A 21,949-nucleotide genomic window follows, 5' to 3' on the forward strand; every position below is an offset into this window, starting at 1 on the left:
CTACGAACAAGGAACCCTGATGAAAATTTCTCGCGTCGGCGAAGCGCCGGATTACCGCTTCTCGCTGGCCAACGAACGTACTTTTCTGGCGTGGATCCGCACGGCATTAGGTTTTCTTGCCGCCGGGGTTGGCTTAGATCAGCTGGCGCCGGATTTTGCCACGCCGCTGATTCGCGAAGTGCTGGCGCTATTGCTGTGTCTGTTTGCCGGCGGCCTGGCGATTTATGGCTACCTGCGCTGGTTGAGTAACGAAAAAGCGATGCGCCTGAAGCAGGATCTGCCCTACACCAGAACGCTGCTGGCGATCAGTCTTTTGCTGGTGATTGTGGTGGTGGTGGTGATGGGTCTGGTTATGTATGGCGGATAAGCGCCGGGCGCGGCGGGAAAGCGATCCGGGGCTGCAGCCGGAACGGACATCGCTGGCCTGGTTTCGAACGTTGCTGGGCTACGCGGCGCTGATGGCGCTGGCGATTAAACATAACTGGCATAGCGCGGGGGCGCTGTTCTGGCTATCGATTGGCGTCCTGGCGATAGTGGCTGTTGTGCTGTGGGGCTATACGCGGCGCCGTAATCTGATGGATGTTGACGAGAGTGATTTTGTTCAGCCGCAGGCGATACGTGACAAGTTTTTCATTGCCGTCGCCGTTCTTTCACTGTCGCTGATGTTTGCGGCTACGCATCTGCGGCAGATCGCGTTATTTCTGCAGAGTGTGACATAGCGGAAAGTGGGCCCAACGGCGTATCCTCCGCCGCTGAGCCCGTGGTATTAACGCCCTTTTGCCAGGTACTGCGCCATCTCTTCTTCCGGCACCATACCGCCGCCGGTCGCCCAGACCAGATGCGTAGCGTTGTCCATCTGGCGGGTCGTGAAGCCGTGCATCTGCTGATATGTCTCGCTGGCGCAAACGCGCTGCGGTCCGGCCATGCCGGCCAGCGCTGACGGCTCCAGGCGGATATTTTCAGCTTGCGCCAGCCAGCCCAGCATGTCGTACATCGTCTGGTCGCTGAGGGTATAGAAGCCATCCAGCAGACGCTCCATGGCCCTGCCGACAAACCCGGAAGCCCGACCAACGGCCAGGCCGTCGGCGGCAGTCAGGTTATCAATACCCAGATCCTGGACCGAAATCTCATCATGCAGGCCGGTATGGACGCCGAGCAACATACAAGGAGAGTGCGTGGGTTCAGCGAAGAAACAGTGTACATGGTCGCCGAAAGCCAGCTTCAGACCAAACGCAACCCCGCCAGGGCCACCGCCGACGCCGCACGGTAGATAGACAAACAGCGGATGATCGGCATCGACCACGCGTCCCTGGCGGGCAAACTGCGCTTTCAGGCGCTCGCCTGCGACGGCATAGCCGAGGAACAGCGTGCGTGAGTTCTCATCATCGATAAAGAAGCAGTTGGGGTCCGCTTCGGCGGCTTTACGCCCCTGCTCGACCGCGACGCCGTAATCCTGTTCGTATTCAACCACCGTAACGCCGTGGCTGCGCAGCTTCGCTTTTTTCCATGCCCGGGCATCGGCAGACATATGCACGGTGACGTTAAAACCGATACATGCGCTCATGATGCCAATCGACATCCCCAGGTTGCCGGTGGAACCGACGGCGATGCTGTACTGGCTAAAGAACTGCTTAAATTCCGGGGTCAGTAGCTTGCGATAGTCATCTTCGGTGGCAAGTAACCCCGCTTCCAGCGCCAGCTTTTCAGCGTGGGTCAGCACCTCGTAAATACCGCCGCGGGCCTTGATGGAGCCGGAAATCGGCAGATGACTGTCTTTTTTCAGCAGCAGGTCGCCGCTGACGGGCCGGGCAAACGCCTGCTCCAGCCGTGCTTTCATTGCCGGGATAGCGACCAGTTCGGATTCGATAATCCCACCGGTGACGGCGGTTTCCGGGAATGCCTGCGCCAGATATGGCGCAAAGCGCTCAAGGCGGGCACGGGCATCCTGGACATCGTCGGCCGTCAGGCCAACGTACGGTAAACCTTCCGCCAGCGAAGTGGTTGCCGGGTTAAACCAGGTGGTTTCTTTCAGGTCAACCAGATCCTTCAGCAGAGGGAACCGGGCAAGTAAAGTGGTCATGTCAGCGTTTTTCATATTACGTCTCTTTGCGCTCAGATGATGAAAGAAAGCAGGAACGTGCAGGCTAGTGCAAGTAAGGATGCGATAAATGTTGCCGTTGTATAGTATTTGAACGTCTCACTCAGGCTCGCACCGCAGTATTGTTTAACCAGCCAGAACAGGGAATCGGTAACGATCGTGCAGCCAATTGCGCCGGAACCAATGGCAATGGCGATGATCTCCGGACTGACGCCAGGGTAGAGCGGCAGCATCGGCGCAACGATGGCCGTGGCCCCCATCATGGCAACGGTGGCAGAACCCACCGCCGCGTGCAGAATCAGCGCCACCAGCCAGGCCAGCAGAATCGGGTGCATATGCAGACCGGAGAGAATAACCGCCAGCGAATCAGCCAGGCCGCTGGTTTTCAGGACCGCGTTGAACGCGCCGCCTGCGCCGATAATCAGCAGGATATTGGCAATAGAACCAAAGCCCTTTTCGGTATGGGTCAGCAGCGTGGCCATGCCCATATTCTGACGGATGCCGAGGACGTAGTAGGCCACGAAGACGGCGATAAACATGGCGGTAATCGGATTACCGATAAACTCCAGCAGCATATACAGCGTGCCGGTTTTGGCCATATTCAGCTCGGCGATGGTCTTCACCAGCATCAGAGCGATCGGCAGCAAAATGGTCAACAGCGTGGCGCCGAGCGACGGCAGCGTCTCTTCTTGACGAACTTCCAGATTGGCAAACTCGGCAGGAACCGCTTTGAACGGCAGGCGGTTGCCCAGCAGCTTCAGGAACAGCGGGCCGCCAACCAGCGAGGCCATCAACCCAACCAGTAAACCGTAGACAATCACGGTACCGATATCGGCACCCAGCTTATTGGCGACGAACAGCGCAGCCGGGTGCGGCGGTACGACGCAGTGTACGGCCATTAACGCGGTACACAGTGGAATCGCCAGCTTCAGCAGGGAGGTGTGGGTCTTTTTGGCAATCGAAAAGGCCAGCGGAATCAGCAGTACCACGCCAACTTCGACAAACAGCGTAATCCCGCAAATCAGGCCAACCAGCACCATGATCACATCGACCGACAGCCAGCGGCAGCGCTGAAGCGTCAGGCCGATACGTTCGGCGGCGCCTGAGATCTCCATCATTTTGCCAAGAATGGTGCCGAGGCCGATCACCGCCGCCAGGAAACCGAGGGTTCCACCGATCCCATTTTCAATGGCGTTGACCATGTCCAGCGGGCTCATCCCCATCATAGCGCCGACGAAGAAACTGGCTAACAGCAGCGCCAGAAAGGGGTGAAATTTCAGTTTTACGATAGTCAAAACAATCAACACAATGCTGATTAGTAACGTGCTCACAACCCAAATCTGAGATTCCATACCCCACCTCGCCCGTGAATAAGATGGGGTTATTGAACAGAAAAACGACACCGGCTGACAAACGATATAAATGGCGCTTCAGGTGAATTAGATTGAATCAAAATGGTGATTAAAGTCTAAAAATGGCTTTTATTTGCGTTATAAGTCACTTTTTTTCATCTTTAAACCCATACACAGCGACCATTTTTCTTACAATCAGCGGTAAAAAATCAGGGGAACCGAACGATGGATGTCGCTAAAGAGATAGGTAACCGGCTGCTCAACGGCTGGCAGCTGTCAAAGCTGTATACCTTTGAGGTCGCCGCACGGCATGAATCTTTCGCATTGGCGGCGGAAGAGCTGTCGCTGACCCCCAGCGCCGTGAGCCACCGGATGAATCAGCTGGAGGAAGAGCTGGGTATTCAGCTTTTTGTGCGCTCTCATCGGAAAGTGGAGTTAACCCATGAGGGGCGGCGGGTGTTCTGGGCGCTGAAATCCTCGCTGGACAGCCTGAACCAGGAGATTCTGGATATCAAAAACCAGGAGCTGTCAGGTACGCTGACCGTCTACTCACGCCCGTCGATCGCCCAGTGCTGGCTGGTACCGGCGCTCGGGGACTTTACTCGCCGCTATCCGTCGATATCGCTTACTGTCCTCACCGGCAACGATAACGTGAATATGCAGCGAGCGGGTATCGATCTGGCGCTCTATTTCGACGATCTGCCTTCATCGCAATTAACCCACCATTATCTGATGGATGAAGCAATCGTACCGGTTTGCACGGCGGACTATGCCCGGCAGCATCAGCTCCAGCAACATCCCGACAATCTGCAACATTGCACCCTGCTGCACGATCGTCAGGCCTGGAGCAATGATTCTGGCACCGACGAATGGTTTAGCTGGGCGCAGCACTTTGGGGTTAACTTGCCGCAATCGTCGGGTATTGGCTTCGATCGTTCAGATTTGGCGGTGATTGCTGCCATGAACCATGTTGGCGTGGCGATGGGGCGTAAGCGGCTGGTTCAAAAGCGTCTGGCGAGCGGAGAGCTGATTGCGCCCTTTGGCGAGATGACGCTGAAATGCCACCAGCACTATTATGTGACCACGTTAGCGGGGCGGCAGTGGCCGAAAATAGACGCGTTTATTCACTGGCTACAAAGCCTGGCGCAATGATTTTCCCCGGACGCGAAGCAGACGCCTGAATCAGGCGCAGGCCGCTATCCGGGGAAATTGCGGCGCTTAAACCGGCTGCTGGTGGCGGCTGAAGCGTGAAGCCAGCGGTAGCCAGCACAGTAGAATCAGCAGTCCCATTAGCATCATCAATAGCCCCAGGCTGCTTTGACCGGTCTGCGGCATCATCGCCGAGAGCCAGGCCAGGACGCCGGAGCCGATATTTTGCAGGCCGCCCACCAGCGCGCCTGCCGTCCCGGCGAGGAACGGGAAGGGTTCCATCGCGCCGCTGGTCGCCAGCGGGAATAGCATGCCGGCGCCGAAGAAAAACAGCGCCGCAGGCACCAGCAGCGTCCAGACGGTCATGATGCCCATCAGGCCAGGGATCCACATCATAATGCCCGCCAGCAGACAACAAATCACCGATTGCCACATCAGGGTCGGGAAACGTTTATGCGGGCGTCCGGCAAACCAGGCACCGAAAAAAGCCGCCGGGATGGGCAGAATAAACAGAATACTCACCGCCATGCTGCTTAAGCCCAGCACGGCGCCCATCAGCACGCCGGAACAGGCTTCGAACACGGCGATTCCGGCGAGACCGCCAATCAGCATCAGCAGATAGCAGTTGAACGCGGTATTGCCGAAAAGCGTTTTGTAACTGGTCGCCAGTCGGGAGCGCGGTGCGCCAGCAGGACGGGTTTCAGGCATCCAGCGCGCCATGCTAAAGGTCACGCCCGCGCACAAAATCAACAGGAAAGCGTAGCAGGCACGCCAGCTCCACAGCGTATTGAGGATACCGCCAATCAGCGGTGCCAGCAGCGGGCTGACCAAAATACCCATATTTAACAGGCTGTTGGCATGTCTGAGCTGGGCGCCTTCATACAGATCGCGCGGCAGCGTGCGCGCCATTACACCGCCGACGCCGGTTCCCATACCCTGGATGGCGCTGGCGATAATCAGTACCGTCAGGCTGTGAGTGGTGATAGCGACCAGCGTCGCCAGCATAAAGATAGACATCCCGATGAGGATCACCGGACGTCTTCCTACGCGGTCAGACAGCGGGCCATAAAAGAGCTGAGAGACGCCATAGGTCAGCAAATAGGCCGCCATTACGCTCTGCACGGCCCCTTCGCGGGCGTTCAGCGAGATAGCCATGTCGGCGATCGCCGGGATATAAATGGTCTGCGCCATCTGGCCAACGGCCACCAGCAGTACCAGCATCAACAACAAAGTGAAGTTCTTATGCCGTTTCATGTCGATGAATACTTCGTGAGTAGAGGTAAATGAAGAATATGTGACTGGCACATCCCTTAAATGCTGGAGGAATCTACCACATAAAAATGACAGTACAACTATATGACGATGATTGAGGAGGGATTTCAGGCAGGTTTTGTAAACAATAATCGGCAACAAATGTTGCCATTCTGCACTAGGAGAGGCGCAGCAGAATAGCGCCCGCCGCAATGCCGCAGGCGGCGACGATTCGCAGGGCGATAAGCTTCTCTTTGAGCAGCGCAAACGCGATGACGGCGCCGAATAAAATCGAGGTTTCTCGCAGCGCGGCCACCACGGCCAGCGGTGCCTGGGTCATCGCCCACAGCGCCAGGCCGTACGATCCCATGGTACTCAGGCCGCCGATGGCGCCTTTTTTCCAGTGCTGACGTAGATAGCGGCTGGCTTCCTGGCGTCGATAGACCATAGACCAGCTCAGCAGACAGCAGCCGTTCATAAAAAAGGACCATAGCGTGTAGCCTAGCGCCGTATCCGATAACCGCACGCCGGTACCATCAAGCAACGTATAGCCGGCGATAAAACAGGCGTTGATCAGTGCGAGGGTGATGCCGTAGCCGGAGCTGGCCCGGCCGTTGCAGGCCATGGCGAGGATCGCCAGACAGATTACGCCAATTCCCGTCCATGCCAGCGGCGACAGCGCGTCGCCGAGGAACGCGACGCTAATCACCGCCACCAGCAGCGGCGCGGTGCCGCGCATCAGTGGATAGGTCTGGCTCATGTCGGAGACCTGGTAGGTTTTGGCGACCAGAACGGTGTAGACCACCTGCAATGCGCTGGAAAGTACCAGATACGGCACGCTGGCCAGGGAGGGCTGCGGCGCGAAAGGCAAGGCCGCGAGGGCGATAAGCGCGGCAGAGCCGCTCACGCCAATTGCCGCGTACAGCTTATCTCCACTTGCTTTGACGATAGCATTCCAGCTGGCATGCAGCAGAGCGGCGAACAGCAGAACGCAGAAAACGGTTATCGTCATGACAGGGGGGCGGGTGAGTGGCCGGGTCCTGGAACTGTAACACGGGCGTTTTCACCCGGCCAGCCGCGCTTAAAGCGAACAGAACAGGCGATGAGTGACCCGCGGCTCATCATAAACCGGGCGAAATCCAAGCGATTCATAAAACGGCCACGCCGACGGCGGCGCATGAGTGTTGAGAAAATCAAACCAGGTGCCGGAGTGGGTGATGACGGCCACCAGCAGCTGCTGGCCAATTTTCCGCCGACGAAAGGCGTCGCTGATGTATAAATGGCGGATGCGTCCGGTTCGCAGCTGCGGGCTGAAGGGGTCAACATTCAGCCCGCAAACTCCCACCAGCTGACCGCCGACAAAGGCGCCCAGCAGTTTTTCACCTGGCGCACTGAAGCGGTTTTTCCCGCTTTGCCAGTTCTCCGCCAGGCGGCGCAGCATATTGAAATGTTGGGCGAGGCTTTCACTGCGCAAAGCAAGAAACCCGGGGTCGTCGGGCGTGGTGGCGGCAATCAACAGCGGTGGCATGATTTTCTCCAGCAAGTCAGCATAAGGTTAATGGGAACCGCCTGTAGAGGGGCGGTTTCCCGCCCCTCTCAGGTGCGACTTGAACCTGAATCAGCGCAGCTGTTTCAGGACAGCATCAAGCAGTTGCAACACGGCAACCATGAGTTTCAGGATAAGAACAACAATATCCACGGCACCCATACGCGTCTCCTCTGGTACAGGAGCACGACCGGCTGGCGTACCTTTCCGCCGCCTGTTGCCAGCCAGGGTATACGCCGTCTGCCGGGACACGTTACCGTGACCAGAAGACATTAGCGTATTTGTTGACGTAACACAGTGTGCTCTCTCGGGGTTAAGGCGCTGACGGCACCACCCGTTTCAGCCAGGACTTTATTGCGCCGGTGATACATGCGGCCCCGAATGACACAACGTGAACGTTTTCAGTATAAACAAATACTGTATATATAAACAGTATTTTCTCGACAAAATTGCGCTCGCCATCCATACTCTACTTTGGCAAAAACCGGGGTGAAAATTGCGTGAACGTCTGCGCGCGCGTATACTTTCAGCGTTGACGTAATACAGTGTACTTGCGGTTACCAGCCGTAAACATACTGAGAAAAACCTCGCTCCGGCGGGGTTTTTTGTTTTTTTCGACCGGTTAGAAATTGTGATCCTTCACACAAATCCTCGTGGATGAAAATAAATCCGTTGTTTAATGGCGGCGGCTGTGTTTGTATAAATTCAGTTAAATTTTCGACACAACAGGTCCCTAATGAACGCTTCCATTCTGACTTCGACTCTACTAAAAACCGCGCCTGCCGCGGTGGTCGTCGTGCGTGTGGTGGTCGTCGTCGGCAATGCGCCGTAGGGTCCGGAACAACACGATTCCAAACCCCGCCGGCGCAAACCGAGCGGGGTTTTTTTTCGACACTCGCCCGGTAAGTCGGCTCAAAATAAAAGGACTGGAGCATGGCAAGTTCGGGCACAACATCAGAAAAAATGCGCTTTACCGGCGCACAGTTAGTTATTCATTTACTGGAACGCCAGGGGATTACGACCGTTGCAGGCATCCCGGGCGGCTCTATCCTTCCCATCTATGACGCATTAAGCCAAAGCACGCAGATTCGCCACGTTCTGGCGCGTCACGAACAGGGCGCGGGCTTTATCGCTCAGGGGATGGCGCGTACTGAGGGCAAACCGGCGGTCTGTATGGCCTGTAGCGGCCCGGGCGCCACCAACCTGATCACCGCCATCGCCGATGCGCGTCTGGACTCGATTCCGCTGGTGTGCATTACCGGCCAGGTTCCGGCATCGATGATTGGGACCGATGCGTTCCAGGAAGTCGACACCTACGGTATCTCTATCCCCATCACCAAACATAACTACCTGGTCCGCGATATTGCTGAACTGCCGCAGGTGATGAGCGACGCCTTTCGCATCGCCCAGTCCGGCCGCCCGGGTCCGGTGTGGATAGATATTCCTAAGGATGTGCAGACGGCGACCATCGAGCTGGAGGTGTTACCGGAGCCGGGGGCGCGCACCGCACCGCCGACATTTGACAGCGCCAGCGTCCACGACGCGGCAGCCATGATCAATGCGGCTAAGCGCCCGGTACTTTATCTGGGCGGCGGCGTGATTAACGCGCCTGAGCAGGTGCGTGCGCTGGCGGAAAAAGCGAACCTGCCTACCACGATGACCCTGATGGCGCTGGGGATGCTGCCGAAGGCGCATCCGCTGTCGCTGGGCATGCTGGGCATGCACGGCGCGCGTAGCACTAACTTTATTCTGCAAGAAGCGGATTTACTGATTGTTTTAGGTGCGCGTTTTGATGACCGGGCGATTGGTAAAACCGAGCAGTTCTGCCCGAACGCGAAAATTATTCACGTCGATATCGACCGTTCCGAACTGGGTAAAATCAAGCAGCCGCACGTGGCGATTCAAGGGGATGTGGCTGACGTTCTGGCGCAGCTGACGCCGCAGGTCGCCGCCCAGCCGCGCGACGAGTGGCGCCAGCTGGTGGCGGACCTGCAGCGTGAGTTTCCTTCCCCGATTCCGCAGGAGAGCGACCCGCTCACGCATTATGGCCTGATCAACGCCGTTGCCGCCTGCGTTAACGATGAAGCGATCGTCACCACTGACGTCGGTCAACATCAGATGTGGGTTGCGCAGGCTTATCCGCTGAATCGCCCGCGCCAATGGCTGACTTCCGGTGGGCTGGGAACCATGGGATTCGGTCTGCCGGCAGCGGTCGGTGCGGCGCTGGCGAATCCACAGCGCAAAGTCATCTGCTTCTCCGGCGACGGCAGCCTGATGATGAACATTCAGGAGATGGCCACCGCGGCTGAAAACCAGCTGGATGTGAAAATCATCCTGATGAATAACGAAGCGCTGGGGCTGGTCTATCAGCAACAGAGCCTGTTCTATCAGCAGGGGGTATTTGCTGCGACCTATCCCGGAATGATTAATTTTATGCAAATTGCCGCCGGCTTTGGTCTGCAAACCTGCGATTTAAATCACGAAGCCGACCCGCAGGCAGCGCTGCAGGCGATCATCGATCGTCCCGGTCCGGCGCTGATTCATGTGCGTATTGATGCGGAAGAAAAAGTGTATCCGATGGTTCCGCCGGGAGCGGCAAATACAGAAATGGTGGGGGAATAAACCATGCAACAGCAGACTCATGACAACGTTATTCTGGAACTCACCGTCCGCAACCATCCGGGAGTGATGACCCACGTCTGTGGCCTGTTTGCCCGCCGCGCGTTCAACGTGGAAGGTATTCTCTGTTTACCGATTCAGAACAGCAACCACAGCCGCATCTGGCTCCTGGTGAATGATGACCAGCGGCTGGGGCAGATGATCAGTCAGATTGAAAAACTGGAGGACGTAGAGAAGGTGGCGCGTAACCAGTCCGATCCTTCCATGTTTAATAAAATTGCCGTCTTCTTTGAGTAAGAGCCTGGCCCGGTAGGCTATTTGATGTGCCACTCTGGCCCTGGGCAGTGCGCCAAATCATCACGTACTGCGTGTACGCTCTGGTTTTTCCGCGCTGTCCGTGTCCAGACTGGCTGCAACAATCTACGTCTGGTGGGATGGCGCTAAGTTATTCGCTTTCGGAGTCCGGCGTGATGACTTTTACCGACCCGTTCCGGCAGTGCGTGGCATAGTCTGCCGGTAACGGACGATCGCTGATCAGCACATCAAATGCCGGCAGCGGCGCAATACTGGCAGGCGCAACATCGTCGAACAGCGCGTAGCGCGCGAGCAGGATTTTTCGCAGGCCGCGATCCATCGCTTTACGTTTCGTGGCGAGGTCGTCGGGGTTAAACCAGCTGACGCCAAAATGTTCGTGAACGCCGCTGGCGGAGATAAACACTTTCCGCGGATTGAGTGAATCCAGCGCCGAGGGGTTGCCGGTATCGTAGAAGGCATCGCTCTTCGCCCGATAGGTGCCGCCGCATAAGATGGCGGTGGCGTTGGGCTTTTCATTTAAGGCCATAAACACCCGATGTGAATAGCAAATGCCGGTAAAGGTAATGTCATCGGGGATCATATTGATGACCAGCGGCATTTCGCTGCCGTTATCAAAAAAGACCAGGTCGTTTTCGCTGACCAGGCCGGCGGCGAGGATGGCAATGGGCAGATCGTCGCGATGATGGGCCGGTTTTGTCGCCAGCGCTGGCGTAACGGAAGGCGATGAGGGTTTGTTGACCATCACCACGTAGCCGCCTAGCAGCGTGAGCGGCAGCGGTTCGTCGTTTTCCTGGCTGAGATCCCGGCGAATCGTCATCACAGAGACTTCCAGCATACGCGCGGCGTCTTTAAGATGGATTCGGTCGGTTTTCTTCAGCAGTTCCATCAGACGACGTATACGTTCTTTTTGCTTGGTCTCCATTCACACTCTCCGCAATTCATTTGGCAAATGTTCCTTTGGTAACATTTTTGTCCCTGCTGAAACATTATGCATTCACATTACTATACTGCGGCCCCTTGCGAATTAAAAGTCCGTTCGATCTCGTTTTTGTCAAAATAATCTGTTTATTTTCAGTTTGTTATATTGTGTTTTTTGATTTTTATTTTTCTTCCTCTCTCGATTGCCCACATTTTTCTGGATGATAAATAAACACGTAATGATACTGCAATCGCGATCATGGTCACAAATGGTACTAAAGTAACATGATAATGTTACGATAATATCATTGTTGTGTGATTGTTTCTGAGAGGTAGTAAAATGGATATCGCGGTTATTGGCTCCAACATGGTGGATCTCATCACCTACACCAACCAGATGCCGAAAGAGGGGGAAACCCTTGAGGCGCCGGCGTTCAAAATTGGCTGCGGCGGAAAAGGGGCCAACCAGGCCGTTGCGGCCGCGAAGCTCAATTCGAAAGTGCTGATGTTGACCAAGGTAGGGGATGACATCTTTGCGGATAACACGATTCGCAATCTTGAGTCCTGGGGCATCAATACCACCTATGTTGAGAAAGTCCCCTGCACCAGCAGCGGCGTGGCGCCGATCTTTGTGAATGCCAACTCCAGCAACAGCATTCTTATTATTAAAGGCGCCAACAAGTTCCTCTCTCCTGAAGATATCGATCGCGCCGCCGAGGATTTAAAAAAATGCCAGCTGATTGTTTTACAGCTTGAGGTTCAGCTGGAAACGGTATACCACGCTATCGAATTTGGTAAAAAGCACGGCATTGAAGTGTTATTAAATCCAGCGCCGGCTCTGCGCGAATTAGATATGTCTTATGCCTGTAAATGTGATTTCTTTGTTCCCAATGAGACCGAGCTGGAAATATTAACCGGCCTGCCTGTTGATACTTACGATAATATTCGTGCCGCCGCCCGGAGCCTCGTTGAAAAAGGTCTCAATAATATTATTGTGACCATGGGTGAGAAAGGCGCGCTGTGGATGACGCGCACTCAGGAAGTGCATGTCCCGGCATTTAAAGTCAGCGCGGTAGATACCAGCGGCGCAGGCGATGCCTTTATCGGTTGCTTTGCTCACTATTACGTCCAGAGCGGAGATGTTGAATCCGCCATGAAAAAAGCCGCTCTCTTTGCCGCCTTCAGCGTCACCGGCAAAGGCACGCAATCGTCTTATCCCAGTATCGAGCAGTTTAATGAATATCTGTCGTTAAACGAATAATCACCCTGCACTGTAAAAGGTAGCACTATGAACGATAAAAACATCATTCAGATGCCTGACGGCTATCTGAACAAAACGCCTCTGTTCCAGTTTATTTTGTTATCCTGCTTATTCCCGTTATGGGGATGTGCTGCGGCCTTAAATGATATTTTAATTACGCAGTTTAAAAGCGTATTTGCATTAAGTAACTTTGCCTCCGCGTTGGTCCAGAGCGCATTTTATGGCGGTTATTTTTTAATTGCGATTCCGGCGTCGTTAGTGATTAAAAACACCAGCTATAAGGTCGCTATTCTCACGGGGCTGACGCTTTATATCGTCGGCTGTACGCTCTTTTTCCCGGCTTCGCACATGGCAACCTACACCATGTTCCTGGCCGCGATTTTCGCGATCGCCATCGGCCTGAGCTTTCTCGAGACGGCAGCGAACACCTACAGTTCGATGATCGGCCCGAAAAGCCATGCCACGCTGCGCCTGAACATCAGCCAGACCTTTTATCCGATTGGCGCGGCAGCCGGTATTTTGCTGGGTAAATATCTGGTCTTTTCCGATGGCGAAAGTCTGGAAAAACAGATGGCCGGGATGAATGCCGAGCAGATTCATAATTTTAAAGTTCTGATGCTGGAAAACACCCTTGAGCCTTACAAGTACATGATCATGGTACTGGTGGTGGTTATGGTGCTGTTCCTGCTGACGCGCTTCCCGACCTGTAAAGTTGCGCAGACGGCGAACCATAAACGCCCGTCGGCAGCCGACACGCTGCGCTACCTGGCCACCAACGCACGTTTTCGTCGCGGAATTGCCGCCCAGTTCCTGTATGTCGGTATGCAGGTCACCGTCTGGTCGTTCACCATTCGCCTTGCGCTGGAACTGGGTGATATCAACGAGCGCGATGCCTCAACGTTTATGGTCTATAGCTTTGCCTGCTTCTTTATTGGCAAGTTTATCGCCAACATTTTAATGACCCGCTTCACGCCGGAAAAAGTGCTGATTCTCTACTCGGTTATCGGCGCACTGTTCCTTGCGTACGTGGCGCTGGCGCCGAGCTTTAGCGCGGTCTACGTGGCGGTGCTGGTGAGCGTGCTGTTCGGGCCGTGCTGGGCAACCATCTATGCCGGTACGCTTGATACGGTGGATAACGAACATACTGAAATGGCCGGTGCGGTGATTGTGATGGCGATTATTGGTGCTGCCGTCGTCCCAGCGATTCAGGGCTTCGTGGCGGATATGTTCCACTCGCTGCAGGTCTCTTTCCTGGTACCGATGCTGTGCTTCATCTACGTCGGCGTCTATTTCTGGCGTGAATGCAAAGTCCGCCGTGCGCTGACTGAAGCGACGGCATCCTGAGGAGAACGATCATGACGACACGCTTACCTTTATGGCGCCAGCTCTTTAGCGAGCAACCGCGCACGCTGCTGGCGAATGATGACTTCACGGTAACGGCTTTTCGCTATGCCAGCGGCGTAGAGGGGCTGCGGGTGGAAAATGCGCGCGGCTATCTGGTGATTTTGCCTTGGCTTGGGCAAATGATCTGGGATGCCGAGTTTGACGGCCACGATCTGACCATGCGTAATATGTTCAGCGAACCGAAGCCGGCAGCGGAGGTGGTGGCCACCTATGGCTGTTTTGCTTTCCACTCAGGACTGTTGGCGAACGGCTGTCCGTCGCCGCAGGATACCCACCCGCTGCATGGTGAAATGGCCTGCGCGGCCATGGATGAAGCCTGGCTTGAACTGGAGGCCGACTGCCTGCGCGTGGCGGGGCGCTACGAATACGTGATGGGCTTTGGTCATCACTATGAGGCGCGGCCGACGGTGGCCTTACGGCGAGCCAGCGCGCTGTTTGATATCCAGATGACGGTGACCAATCTTGCCTCTGTCGCCATGCCGCTGCAGTACATGTGCCATATGAACTATGCCTACGTAGCCCAGGCGACCTTCAGCCAGAATATCCCGGATGAAGCGCTCTCGCTGCGCGAGTCGGTACCGGCCCATGTACAGCCGACGGAATCGTGGCTGGCGTTCAATCAGCGTCTCCTGCAAGGCGAGGCCTCGCTGACCACGTTATGTGAGCCGCAATATTACGATCCGGAAATCGTCTTTTTTGCCGATAAGCTGGATCGCTACACCGACAGCCCGGAATTTCGCATGATAGCGCCGGATGGCACCACGTTTGTCACGCGGTTCTCCAGCACTGAGTTCAATTATGTTACCCGCTGGATCCTCTATAACGGCGATCAGCAGGTTGCCGCCTTCGCGCTGCCCGCCACCTGTCGGCCCGAGGGATTCCTCGCGGCTCAGCGTAATGGCAGTCTGATTTCGCTGGCGCCGCAGCAAACCCGGAGCTTCACGGTGACCACCGGTATCGCCTGAGGCGGATAATCCTGCGCAAGGCTTGAACAACAACGTGCTTATCGTTAAGGTAAGCGCGTTTTTTAACCCGCCAGGACACGTCATGACCACCATTGCCCTTATCGACGATCATCTTATCGTCCGCTCCGGATTTGCGCAGCTGCTGGGGCTGGAAGCCGATTTCCAGGTGGTTGCCGAATTCGGTTCCGCCCGCGAAGCCTTGACGGGACTCCCCGGGCGCGGCGTACAGGTCTGTATTTGTGATATCTCGATGCCGGATATGTCAGGACTTGAGCTGCTCAGTCAGCTGCCGAAAGGCATGGCGACCATCATGCTCTCTGTTCACGACAGCCCGGCGCTGGTGGAACAGGCGTTGAATGCCGGCGCCCGCGGTTTTCTCTCCAAACGCTGTAGCCCGGATGAGCTGATCGCCGCGGTCAGAACGGTGGCGGCCGGCGGCTGTTACCTGACGCCGGATATCGCCATGAAGCTGGCGGCAGGCCGCCAGGATCCGCTCACCCGCCGCGAACGGCAGGTGGCGGAAAAGCTGGCGCAGGGGATGGCGGTAAAAGAGATCGCCGCCGAGCTGGCATTATCGCCAAAAACCGTACATGTGCATCGCGCGAATCTGCTGGAAAAGCTGGGCGTCAGCAACGATGTTGAGCTGGCGCGGCGTATGTTCGATAGCTGGCAATGAGACCGTTCCTCTCCCGGCTGCTTTCGGTGGCCGGCTGCTTCTGTATTTTCTCCGCCGCGTGGTTCTGCCTGTGGAGCATCAGCCTGCACCTGGTCGAACGACCGGATCTTGCCGTCCTGCTGTTCCCTTTTGGCCTGCGGCTGGGTTTGATGCTTCAGTGTCCGCGCGGCTACTGGCCGGTGTTACTGGGCGCTGAATGGCTGCTGATCTTCTGGCTGGCGCAGGAAGTGGCGCTGGCGCATCCGATAATATTGATGATCGGTAGTGTGCTGGCGCTGCTGCCGGTGGCGCTCATTTCACGCTATCGTCACCAGCGCGACTGGCTCACATTGCTGCGTCAGGGCGGGGCGCTGATTGCCGCCGCGCTGCTGCAATCGCTGCCGTGGATGAGCGAAGGGAGCGACGGACTGAACGCGCTGCTGCTGACGTTAACCGGCGGTCTGACGCTGGCCCCGACCTGCCTGGTTATCTGGCACTATCTCACCAGCACCGTCTGGCGACCGCTGGGGCCATCGCTGGTTTCACAGCCGATCAACTGGCGAGGGCGGCATCTTATCTGGTATCTGCTGCTGTTTACCGTCAGCCTCTGGCTACAGCTGGGACTGCCCGCCGAACTCTCGCGTTTCACCCCTTTCTGCCTGGCGCTGCCGATTATCGCTTTAGCCTGGCATTACGGCTGGCAGGGGGCGCTGATCGCCGCGCTAATGAACGCTATCGCGTTAATCGCCAGCCAGACCTGGCACGATCACCCGGTGGATTTGCTGCTCTCACTGCTGGCGCAGAGCCTGACCGGGCTGCTGTTGGGCGCCGGTATTCAGCGTCTGCGCGAGCTGAACCAGTCGCTGCAAAGCGAACTGGCGCGCAACCGGCGGTTGGCGGAGCGGCTGCTGGAAACGGAAGAGAGCGTGCGCCGGGACGTCGCGCGCGAACTGCATGATGACATCGGCCAGACGATCACCGCGATTCGCACCCAGGCCGGGATTGTGCAGCGTCTGGCGCCGGAAAACGGCGGCGTGAAACAGAGCGGCCAGCTTATTGAGCAGCTCTCGCTGGGGGTTTACGACTCGGTTCGTCGGCTGCTGGGTCGTCTGCGCCCGCGTCAGCTCGACGATCTGACCCTTGAACAGGCGGTACGTTCGCTGATGCGCGAAATGGAGCTGGAAGATCGCGGGATAGTCAGCCATCTCGACTGGCGCATTGATGAGGCCGCCTTAAGCGAAAACCAGCGCGTGACGCTGTTTCGCGTCTGCCAGGAAGGGCTGAATAACATCGTTAAGCATGCCAGCGCCAGCGCGGTGACGCTGCAGGGCTGGCAGCAGGGTCAGCGGTTGATGCTGGTACTTGAAGATGATGGCTGCGGGCTGCCGCCGGGTACCGGGCTGCAGGGCTTTGGCCTGACCGGCATGCGCGAACGTGTGACGGCGCTGGGCGGCACGCTCACTATCTCCTGCACGCACGGCACCCGGGTCTGCGTCAGCCTGCCGCGCCGTTATGTCTGAGGAGTTATGATGCTGAGCTTTCTGAAATCCCCGCCCGATGCGGCGCCGGTTGCCGATAAACAGGCGCTGGATGAACGCTACCGCTACTGGCGGCGTCATATTCTGATGACCATCTGGCTGGGCTATGCCCTGTTTTATTTCACGCGCAAAAGCTTTAACGCCGCGGTACCGGAAATTCTCGCCAGCAACGTCCTGACCCGCAGCGATATTGGCCTGCTGGCGACGCTGTTTTACATCACCTACGGGCTGTCGAAGTTTTTCTCCGGTATCGTCAGCGACCGTTCCAACGCCCGTTATTTTATGGGGCTGGGCCTTATCGCCACCGGCGTGGTCAATATTCTGTTTGGTTTCTCCACCTCGCTATGGGCGTTCGCTCTGCTGTGGGCGCTGAACGCCTTTTTCCAGGGCTGGGGGTCGCCGGTGTGCGCCCGTCTGCTGACGGCCTGGTATTCGCGAACCGAGCGCGGCGGCTGGTGGGCATTGTGGAATACCGCGCATAACGTCGGCGGGGCGCTGATTCCGATGGTGGTCGGCGCGGCGGCGCTACACTACGGCTGGCGTACCGGGATGATGATTGCCGGGATGCTGGCGATTCTCGCCGGGCTGTTCCTCTGCTGGCGACTGCGCGACCGGCCGCAGGTCGTGGGGCTGCCGGCGGTGGGGGACTGGCGGCATGACGAGCTGGAGATTGCCCAGCAGCAGGAAGGGGCGGGGCTGACGCGCAAAGAGATCCTCACCAAATACGTGCTGCTGAATCCCTATATCTGGCTGCTGTCGCTGTGCTACGTACTGGTATACGTGGTGCGGGCGGCGATTAACGACTGGGGCAACCTGTATATGTCGGAGACGCTGGGCGTCGACCTGGTAACCGCTAATTCGGCGGTGACGATGTTCGAGCTGGGCGGTTTTATTGGCGCGCTGGTCGCAGGCTGGGGATCGGATAAGCTGTTTAACGGCAACCGTGGACCGATGAACCTGATTTTCGCCGCCGGCATTTTGCTCTCGGTCGGCGGTTTGTGGCTGATGCCTTTTGCCAGCTATGTGATGCAGGCGGCCTGCTTCTTTACCACCGGTTTCTTTGTGTTTGGCCCTCAGATGCTGATTGGCATGGCGGCGGCGGAGTGTTCCCACAAAGAAGCGGCGGGCGCGGCAACCGGGTTTGTCGGACTGTTTGCCTATCTCGGGGCATCGCTTTCCGGCTGGCCGCTGGCGCAGGTAATGGAAATCTGGCACTGGAGCGGCTTTTTCGTGGCGATTGCTATTGCTGCCGGCATTTCTGCGCTGCTGCTGCTGCCGTTTTTAAACGCTCAGGCGCCAAGAACCGCCAGCGAAGCGTGACCTGCCTCTCCTTTTTACCCCGAGTGGGGCAAAACTAAGAAATTTTCCCGGTTCCGCCGGGACACTGTCTCAGGCCAGTCTCCGCGCGGCTTTTTACAATGCCTGCCATTCTCAGGTATAAAAATTAGCCCGGAGTGTCCTATGCTGGCCTTTCTAAACCAGGTGCGCAAGCCGACCCTGGATCTGCCGCTCGATGTGCGGCGTAAAATGTGGTTCAAACCGTTCATGCAGTCCTATCTGGTGGTCTTTATCGGCTACCTGACGATGTATCTGATCCGCAAAAACTTTAACATCGCCCAGAACGACATGATCTCCACCTACGGGTTGAGCATGACCCAGCTGGGGATGATTGGCCTGGGCTTCTCGATCACCTACGGCGTGGGTAAAACGCTGGTGTCCTACTACGCGGACGGGAAAAATACCAAGCAGTTCCTGCCGTTTATGCTGATCCTCTCCGCCATCTGTATGCTCGGCTTTAGCGCCAGTATGGGGGCCGGTTCAACCAGTCTGTTCCTGATGATCGCCTTCTATGCGCTGAGCGGTTTCTTCCAGAGCACCGGCGGTTCGTGTAGCTATTCAACCATTACCAAATGGACGCCACGTCGTAAGCGCGGCACCTTCCTCGGCTTCTGGAATATCTCTCACAACCTTGGCGGCGCGGGCGCTGCGGGCGTGGCGCTGTTCGGCGCGAACTATTTGTTCGACGGCCACGTTATCGGCATGTTCATCTTCCCGTCGATTATTGCGCTGATTGTCGGTTTTATCGGTCTGCGTTTTGGTAGCGACTCTCCGGAATCCTACGGCCTCGGCAATGCCGAAGAGCTGTTCGGCGAAGAGATCAGTGAAGAGGACAAAGAGACGGAAGAGAACGCCATGACCAAATGGCAGATTTTCGTCGAGTATGTCCTGAAAAACAAAGTCATCTGGCTGCTGTGCTTCTCCAACATCTTCCTCTATGTGGTGCGCATCGGTATCGATCAGTGGTCGACGGTCTATGCCTTCCAGGAGCTGAAGCTCTCCAAAGAGGTGGCGATTCAGGGCTTTACCCTGTTTGAAGTGGGCGCGCTGGTCGGAACGCTGCTGTGGGGCTGGCTGTCGGATCTGGCGAACGGCCGTCGTGCGCTGGTGGCCTGTATCGCGCTGGCGTTAATTATCGCAACCCTTGGCGTTTACCAGCATGCCAGCAACCAGTATGTCTATTTGATGTCGCTGTTTGCCTTAGGCTTCCTGGTCTTTGGCCCGCAGCTGCTGATCGGCGTTGCGGCGGTAGGGTTCGTCCCGAAAAAAGCTATCGGTGCGGCGGACGGTATCAAAGGCACCTTTGCTTACCTGATCGGCGACAGCTTTGCCAAACTGGGGCTGGGAATGATTGCCGACGGCACGCCGGTCTTTGGCCTGACCGGCTGGGCGGGTACCTTTGCGGCGCTGGATGCGGCAGCTATCGGCTGTATCTGCCTGATGGCTATCGTCGCGGTCTTTGAAGAACGTAAAATTCGTCGCGAGAAAAAGAAACCCGTTTTGCAGAATGCCTGAGTGATACGTATGGGTAACGTTGCCCGGCATTTATGCCGGGCTTTTTTATTACATCATCAGTGAATGACTCAAATGGGCGACGACATCGTTGAGTGAAATTTGTACCCAATCATGATTTTCTTCGTCGTAAAATGTCACTTCGGTCTCATTGCCATCAATAAGTAAAATAAAGCGCGCGCCCTGACGCTGGGCATTTTTTTGTCTGGTTGCGAGCCGTAAAGAAGAACAATCATTCAGAATGCTTAAATGTGGAAAACTGCGGCGTAAGCGCCGGCTCAGGGTCAATGCCACGCTGCGGGCTCTTTCCTGACATGGAATAATCACCAGATCAATATGCTTGCCGGGTAAGTTAACTTTTTTGGTACTGCTGAGCAGATGCATGATGGGTTCCAGCATAAAAGCAAACCCACAGGCGGACACAGGGTGGCCAATCAGCTGGCTGGCAGTATGATCATAGCGTCCTCCCCGGCATAACAATTGATGGCGATACGGGGCGTCAGAGTGCCACTCAAAAATAAGATCATTGTAGTTATTCACGGGGAAAAGTTTGCGGTCGTGAGTAAACGGGATATGCAAGGCCGTCAGGGTGTCACAGAGCCGGGTGAATCGCTGACGTGAGCGGGCTGATATCCATGACTCTAATTGAGGAGACGGTTCCGCAAGACGCTGCATTAAACTGTCTTTATCCGTTAATAAACGTTCCGGACGGGTGTTGAGCCAGTTAAGTTGTTGGGCGTTCAACAGGGCGGCGAAAGGACGGTAGTATTGTTGTAGGGCATGACGAAAATGCGCAAACTCTTCCTGATTTCCGGTAGTGTTAACTTTGAGGTCGATGAACGGTAATAACTGAAGAGATTTAAAAAAATCGTACTGCAGGGAAATAAGTTCGATTTCAATGCCAATATCGGAATAGCCGAAGGTCTCAACACCCAGCTGGTGAAACTGGCTAATATTTTGCTGATGCTGACGACGAAACATGGTCCCCTGATACCAGACTCTTGTTTCAGTTTGCAAATTTCGATGCTGTGACAGTAGCCGTAAGCACCCCATGGTGCCATCACCGCGAAGTAATGCCTGATGATTTAATAAAAGCTCGCCGGAGTCAGAACAAAAAGACTGAGTTAAATCTTCCTCAAGTTTTTCCAGCAACGGGGTTCGTATTTCGTGATAACAATACTGGCGCAACAGGTATTCTGCTTTTTTTTCTAGCCACTCCCAGGTTGCTGCGGGATTGTGGTCATGTTTCCTGGGGCGGCCTATTTTCCGCGGACGTAAATTCCGTTGGAGTTTTTCCTCAAGTGATTTAGAGTATGCGGTGGTAGCCAGCAGGCAATTTTGGGTTAATGCAGATTCAATCCGCGTTATTATTGCCGGACTCATGCTGCCGAGGCAAAACTGTTGATAAATATTGCGACGTTGTAATGCATTTTCACCCAGACGTAAATACTCGTCATGAGGTGTAATTCGTTGCTGCGGCGCATCGGCAGAGCTGTGATGGGAAAACTCATCAGTGCAGTGACATTCAATATATTTTTTAACGAGTAAAAAATACGCATTGGGTTCGACCGGGCTGCAATCATAACGGCTATCCCACAGCGTGCCATGCCGCTGATGTCGGTGGTTGAAATCATGCGCGTAACCTTTCCCAAGGTGCTGCATGAAACGTCCCAGGCTTTCTTTGTCCGGGGCAGAAAGGAGCAATGTTATTTTTTGCAACGACAATGAATATGCATGTAGTTTTATGCTGTAAATAGCTAATGCATTATCAACGCAATGATAAAGATTGCTAATGTCTTCGTCATCTTTAAATATAACCTCATCATTATGCCCTGACAGTTTTACAAGATGAGGGATGCCATCAATGAATAATCTGTTTTTTCGCGGCATAGTTAAATTACTTAATTTAGTGATTGATAATATAAGGAGGGAGGCAGGATGTTTGTTTTATTATGATTGTCTTAATGTTAATCATTCTCACTCCCATATTTGAAGATCTTACAGGAGCTACCAAAAAACGACAAGGGT

20 protein-coding genes and 1 pseudogene are annotated in these 21,949 nt (G+C 55.6%); 13 read left to right on the plus strand and 8 right to left on the minus strand.

Annotated features, from left to right (window positions below; genetic code table 11):
• Nucleotides 1–19: 19 nt before the first annotated feature.
• Both AC236I_RS00100 and AC236I_RS00105 read left to right on the plus strand, forming a co-directional pair.
• Nucleotides 20–367 (plus strand): YidH family protein, encoded by a 348-nt coding sequence (locus tag AC236I_RS00100; protein WP_004869139.1) that lies wholly within the window; start codon nt 20–22, stop codon nt 365–367.
• On the plus strand, nt 357–719 hold the full coding sequence (locus AC236I_RS00105) for a DUF202 domain-containing protein (protein WP_004869136.1): 363 nt from the start codon (nt 357–359) through the stop codon (nt 717–719). Before AC236I_RS00100 ends, AC236I_RS00105 begins: the two co-directional genes overlap by 11 nt.
• 47 nt (nt 720–766) lie before the next feature.
• Here the strand turns inward: AC236I_RS00105 and dsdA are convergent, their stop codons facing one another.
• Together dsdA and dsdX are read right to left on the minus strand one after the other, a co-directional pair.
• A complete protein-coding gene (gene dsdA / locus AC236I_RS00110) occupies nt 767–2,095 on the minus strand; it encodes a D-serine ammonia-lyase (protein ID WP_015585469.1) in 1,329 nt (442 codons plus the stop codon).
• A 17-nt stretch (nt 2,096–2,112) separates the two neighbouring features.
• Nucleotides 2,113–3,450 carry a D-serine transporter DsdX gene (dsdX, locus tag AC236I_RS00115; RefSeq protein WP_015585470.1) on the minus strand — a complete coding sequence of 446 codons (1,338 nt, stop codon included), beginning with the start codon at nt 3,448–3,450 and terminating at the stop codon, nt 2,113–2,115.
• A 225-nt stretch (nt 3,451–3,675) separates the two neighbouring features.
• On the opposite strand from dsdX, the gene dsdC reads away from it, so the two are divergent.
• Entirely contained in the window at nt 3,676–4,602 is a 927-nt protein-coding gene (gene dsdC / locus AC236I_RS00120) for a DNA-binding transcriptional regulator DsdC (protein ID WP_015585471.1), read from the plus strand.
• Nucleotides 4,603–4,668: 66 nt separating this feature from the next.
• On the opposite strand, the gene emrD is transcribed toward dsdC, so the two are convergent.
• From emrD to tisB, 4 genes and pseudogenes are all read right to left on the minus strand, one after another.
• Nucleotides 4,669–5,853 carry a multidrug efflux MFS transporter EmrD gene (emrD, locus tag AC236I_RS00125; protein ID WP_004869124.1) on the minus strand — a complete coding sequence of 395 codons (1,185 nt, stop codon included), beginning with the start codon at nt 5,851–5,853 and terminating at the stop codon, nt 4,669–4,671.
• A 175-nt stretch (nt 5,854–6,028) separates the two neighbouring features.
• Nucleotides 6,029–6,862, minus strand: coding sequence for a DMT family transporter (locus AC236I_RS00130; RefSeq protein ID WP_004869121.1), 834 nt, complete (start codon nt 6,860–6,862; stop codon nt 6,029–6,031).
• Nucleotides 6,863–6,931: 69 nt separating this feature from the next.
• On the minus strand, nt 6,932–7,378 hold the full coding sequence (locus AC236I_RS00135) for a GNAT family N-acetyltransferase (RefSeq protein WP_004869119.1): 447 nt from the start codon (nt 7,376–7,378) through the stop codon (nt 6,932–6,934).
• 90 nt (nt 7,379–7,468) lie between these two features.
• Nucleotides 7,469–7,583 (minus strand): annotated as a pseudogene (tisB, locus tag AC236I_RS00140) (type I toxin-antitoxin system toxin TisB); the annotation flags it as partial.
• Between the two features lie 549 nt (nt 7,584–8,132).
• Between tisB and ivbL the strand changes: the two are divergent.
• The 3 genes from ivbL (at nt 8,133) to ilvN (ending at nt 10,312) form a co-directional block, all read left to right on the plus strand.
• A complete protein-coding gene (ivbL, locus tag AC236I_RS00145) occupies nt 8,133–8,228 on the plus strand; it encodes an ilvB operon leader peptide IvbL (RefSeq protein ID WP_004869113.1) in 96 nt (31 codons plus the stop codon).
• A 101-nt stretch (nt 8,229–8,329) separates the two neighbouring features.
• Entirely contained in the window at nt 8,330–10,018 is a 1,689-nt protein-coding gene (gene ilvB, locus AC236I_RS00150) for an acetolactate synthase large subunit (protein ID WP_004869111.1), read from the plus strand.
• 3 nt (nt 10,019–10,021) lie between these two features.
• Nucleotides 10,022–10,312, plus strand: coding sequence for an acetolactate synthase small subunit (gene ilvN / locus AC236I_RS00155; RefSeq protein WP_004869110.1), 291 nt, complete (start codon nt 10,022–10,024; stop codon nt 10,310–10,312).
• A gap of 148 nt (nt 10,313–10,460) precedes the next feature.
• On the opposite strand, the gene AC236I_RS00160 is transcribed toward ilvN, so the two are convergent.
• On the minus strand, nt 10,461–11,252 hold the full coding sequence (locus tag AC236I_RS00160) for a DeoR family transcriptional regulator (protein WP_004869108.1): 792 nt from the start codon (nt 11,250–11,252) through the stop codon (nt 10,461–10,463).
• Nucleotides 11,253–11,588: 336 nt separating this feature from the next.
• Between AC236I_RS00160 and rbsK the strand changes: the two genes are divergently transcribed.
• The 7 genes from rbsK (at nt 11,589) to uhpT (ending at nt 19,924) form a co-directional block, all read left to right on the plus strand.
• Nucleotides 11,589–12,509, plus strand: coding sequence for a ribokinase (rbsK, locus tag AC236I_RS00165; protein WP_004869105.1), 921 nt, complete (start codon nt 11,589–11,591; stop codon nt 12,507–12,509).
• A 27-nt stretch (nt 12,510–12,536) separates the two neighbouring features.
• Nucleotides 12,537–13,853: an L-fucose:H+ symporter permease gene (fucP, locus tag AC236I_RS00170; protein ID WP_004869104.1), complete on the plus strand. Its 1,317-nt coding sequence runs from the start codon at nt 12,537–12,539 to the stop codon at nt 13,851–13,853.
• An 11-nt stretch (nt 13,854–13,864) separates the two neighbouring features.
• Complete coding sequence (locus AC236I_RS00175; RefSeq protein WP_004869102.1) at nt 13,865–14,878, plus strand: aldose 1-epimerase family protein; 1,014 nt, start codon at nt 13,865–13,867, stop codon at nt 14,876–14,878.
• An 82-nt stretch (nt 14,879–14,960) separates the two neighbouring features.
• Nucleotides 14,961–15,554 (plus strand): response regulator transcription factor UhpA, encoded by a 594-nt coding sequence (uhpA, locus tag AC236I_RS00180; protein WP_004869100.1) that lies wholly within the window; start codon nt 14,961–14,963, stop codon nt 15,552–15,554.
• A gap of 17 nt (nt 15,555–15,571) precedes the next feature.
• Nucleotides 15,572–17,053 carry a signal transduction histidine-protein kinase/phosphatase UhpB gene (gene uhpB / locus AC236I_RS00185; RefSeq protein ID WP_487608839.1) on the plus strand — a complete coding sequence of 494 codons (1,482 nt, stop codon included), beginning with the start codon at nt 15,572–15,574 and terminating at the stop codon, nt 17,051–17,053.
• A 9-nt stretch (nt 17,054–17,062) separates the two neighbouring features.
• Nucleotides 17,063–18,391 (plus strand): MFS transporter, encoded by a 1,329-nt coding sequence (uhpC, locus tag AC236I_RS00190; RefSeq protein ID WP_004869097.1) that lies wholly within the window; start codon nt 17,063–17,065, stop codon nt 18,389–18,391.
• Nucleotides 18,392–18,532: 141 nt separating this feature from the next.
• Nucleotides 18,533–19,924, plus strand: coding sequence for a hexose-6-phosphate:phosphate antiporter UhpT (gene uhpT / locus AC236I_RS00195; RefSeq protein WP_004869094.1), 1,392 nt, complete (start codon nt 18,533–18,535; stop codon nt 19,922–19,924).
• A 48-nt stretch (nt 19,925–19,972) separates the two neighbouring features.
• Here the strand turns inward: uhpT and AC236I_RS00200 are convergent, their stop codons facing one another.
• Complete coding sequence (locus AC236I_RS00200; protein ID WP_487608662.1) at nt 19,973–21,811, minus strand: ATP phosphoribosyltransferase regulatory subunit; 1,839 nt, start codon at nt 21,809–21,811, stop codon at nt 19,973–19,975.
• Nucleotides 21,812–21,949 lie beyond the last annotated feature (138 nt).

Source organism: Klebsiella sp. Sb-30, from assembly GCF_057652795.1.

Excerpts from the sequence above, each read along its gene's own strand:
- AC236I_RS00100 (WP_004869139.1), top strand. The coding sequence starts at position 20 with ATGAAAATTTCTCGCGTCGGCGAAGCGCCGGATTACCGCTTCTCGCTG.
- AC236I_RS00105 (WP_004869136.1), top strand. The coding sequence starts at position 357 with ATGGCGGATAAGCGCCGGGCGCGGCGGGAAAGCGATCCGGGGCTGCAG.
- dsdA (WP_015585469.1), bottom strand. The coding sequence starts at position 2,095 with ATGAAAAACGCTGACATGACCACTTTACTTGCCCGGTTCCCTCTGCTG.
- dsdX (WP_015585470.1), bottom strand. The coding sequence starts at position 3,450 with ATGGAATCTCAGATTTGGGTTGTGAGCACGTTACTAATCAGCATTGTG.
- dsdC (WP_015585471.1), top strand. The coding sequence starts at position 3,676 with ATGGATGTCGCTAAAGAGATAGGTAACCGGCTGCTCAACGGCTGGCAG.
- emrD (WP_004869124.1), bottom strand. The coding sequence starts at position 5,853 with ATGAAACGGCATAAGAACTTCACTTTGTTGTTGATGCTGGTACTGCTG.
- AC236I_RS00130 (WP_004869121.1), bottom strand. The coding sequence starts at position 6,862 with ATGACGATAACCGTTTTCTGCGTTCTGCTGTTCGCCGCTCTGCTGCAT.
- AC236I_RS00135 (WP_004869119.1), bottom strand. The coding sequence starts at position 7,378 with ATGCCACCGCTGTTGATTGCCGCCACCACGCCCGACGACCCCGGGTTT.
- ivbL (WP_004869113.1), top strand. The coding sequence starts at position 8,133 with ATGAACGCTTCCATTCTGACTTCGACTCTACTAAAAACCGCGCCTGCC.
- ilvB (WP_004869111.1), top strand. The coding sequence starts at position 8,330 with ATGGCAAGTTCGGGCACAACATCAGAAAAAATGCGCTTTACCGGCGCA.
- ilvN (WP_004869110.1), top strand. The coding sequence starts at position 10,022 with ATGCAACAGCAGACTCATGACAACGTTATTCTGGAACTCACCGTCCGC.
- AC236I_RS00160 (WP_004869108.1), bottom strand. The coding sequence starts at position 11,252 with ATGGAGACCAAGCAAAAAGAACGTATACGTCGTCTGATGGAACTGCTG.
- rbsK (WP_004869105.1), top strand. The coding sequence starts at position 11,589 with ATGGATATCGCGGTTATTGGCTCCAACATGGTGGATCTCATCACCTAC.
- fucP (WP_004869104.1), top strand. The coding sequence starts at position 12,537 with ATGAACGATAAAAACATCATTCAGATGCCTGACGGCTATCTGAACAAA.
- AC236I_RS00175 (WP_004869102.1), top strand. The coding sequence starts at position 13,865 with ATGACGACACGCTTACCTTTATGGCGCCAGCTCTTTAGCGAGCAACCG.
- uhpA (WP_004869100.1), top strand. The coding sequence starts at position 14,961 with ATGACCACCATTGCCCTTATCGACGATCATCTTATCGTCCGCTCCGGA.
- uhpC (WP_004869097.1), top strand. The coding sequence starts at position 17,063 with ATGCTGAGCTTTCTGAAATCCCCGCCCGATGCGGCGCCGGTTGCCGAT.
- uhpT (WP_004869094.1), top strand. The coding sequence starts at position 18,533 with ATGCTGGCCTTTCTAAACCAGGTGCGCAAGCCGACCCTGGATCTGCCG.
- AC236I_RS00200 (WP_487608662.1), bottom strand. The coding sequence starts at position 21,811 with ATGCCGCGAAAAAACAGATTATTCATTGATGGCATCCCTCATCTTGTA.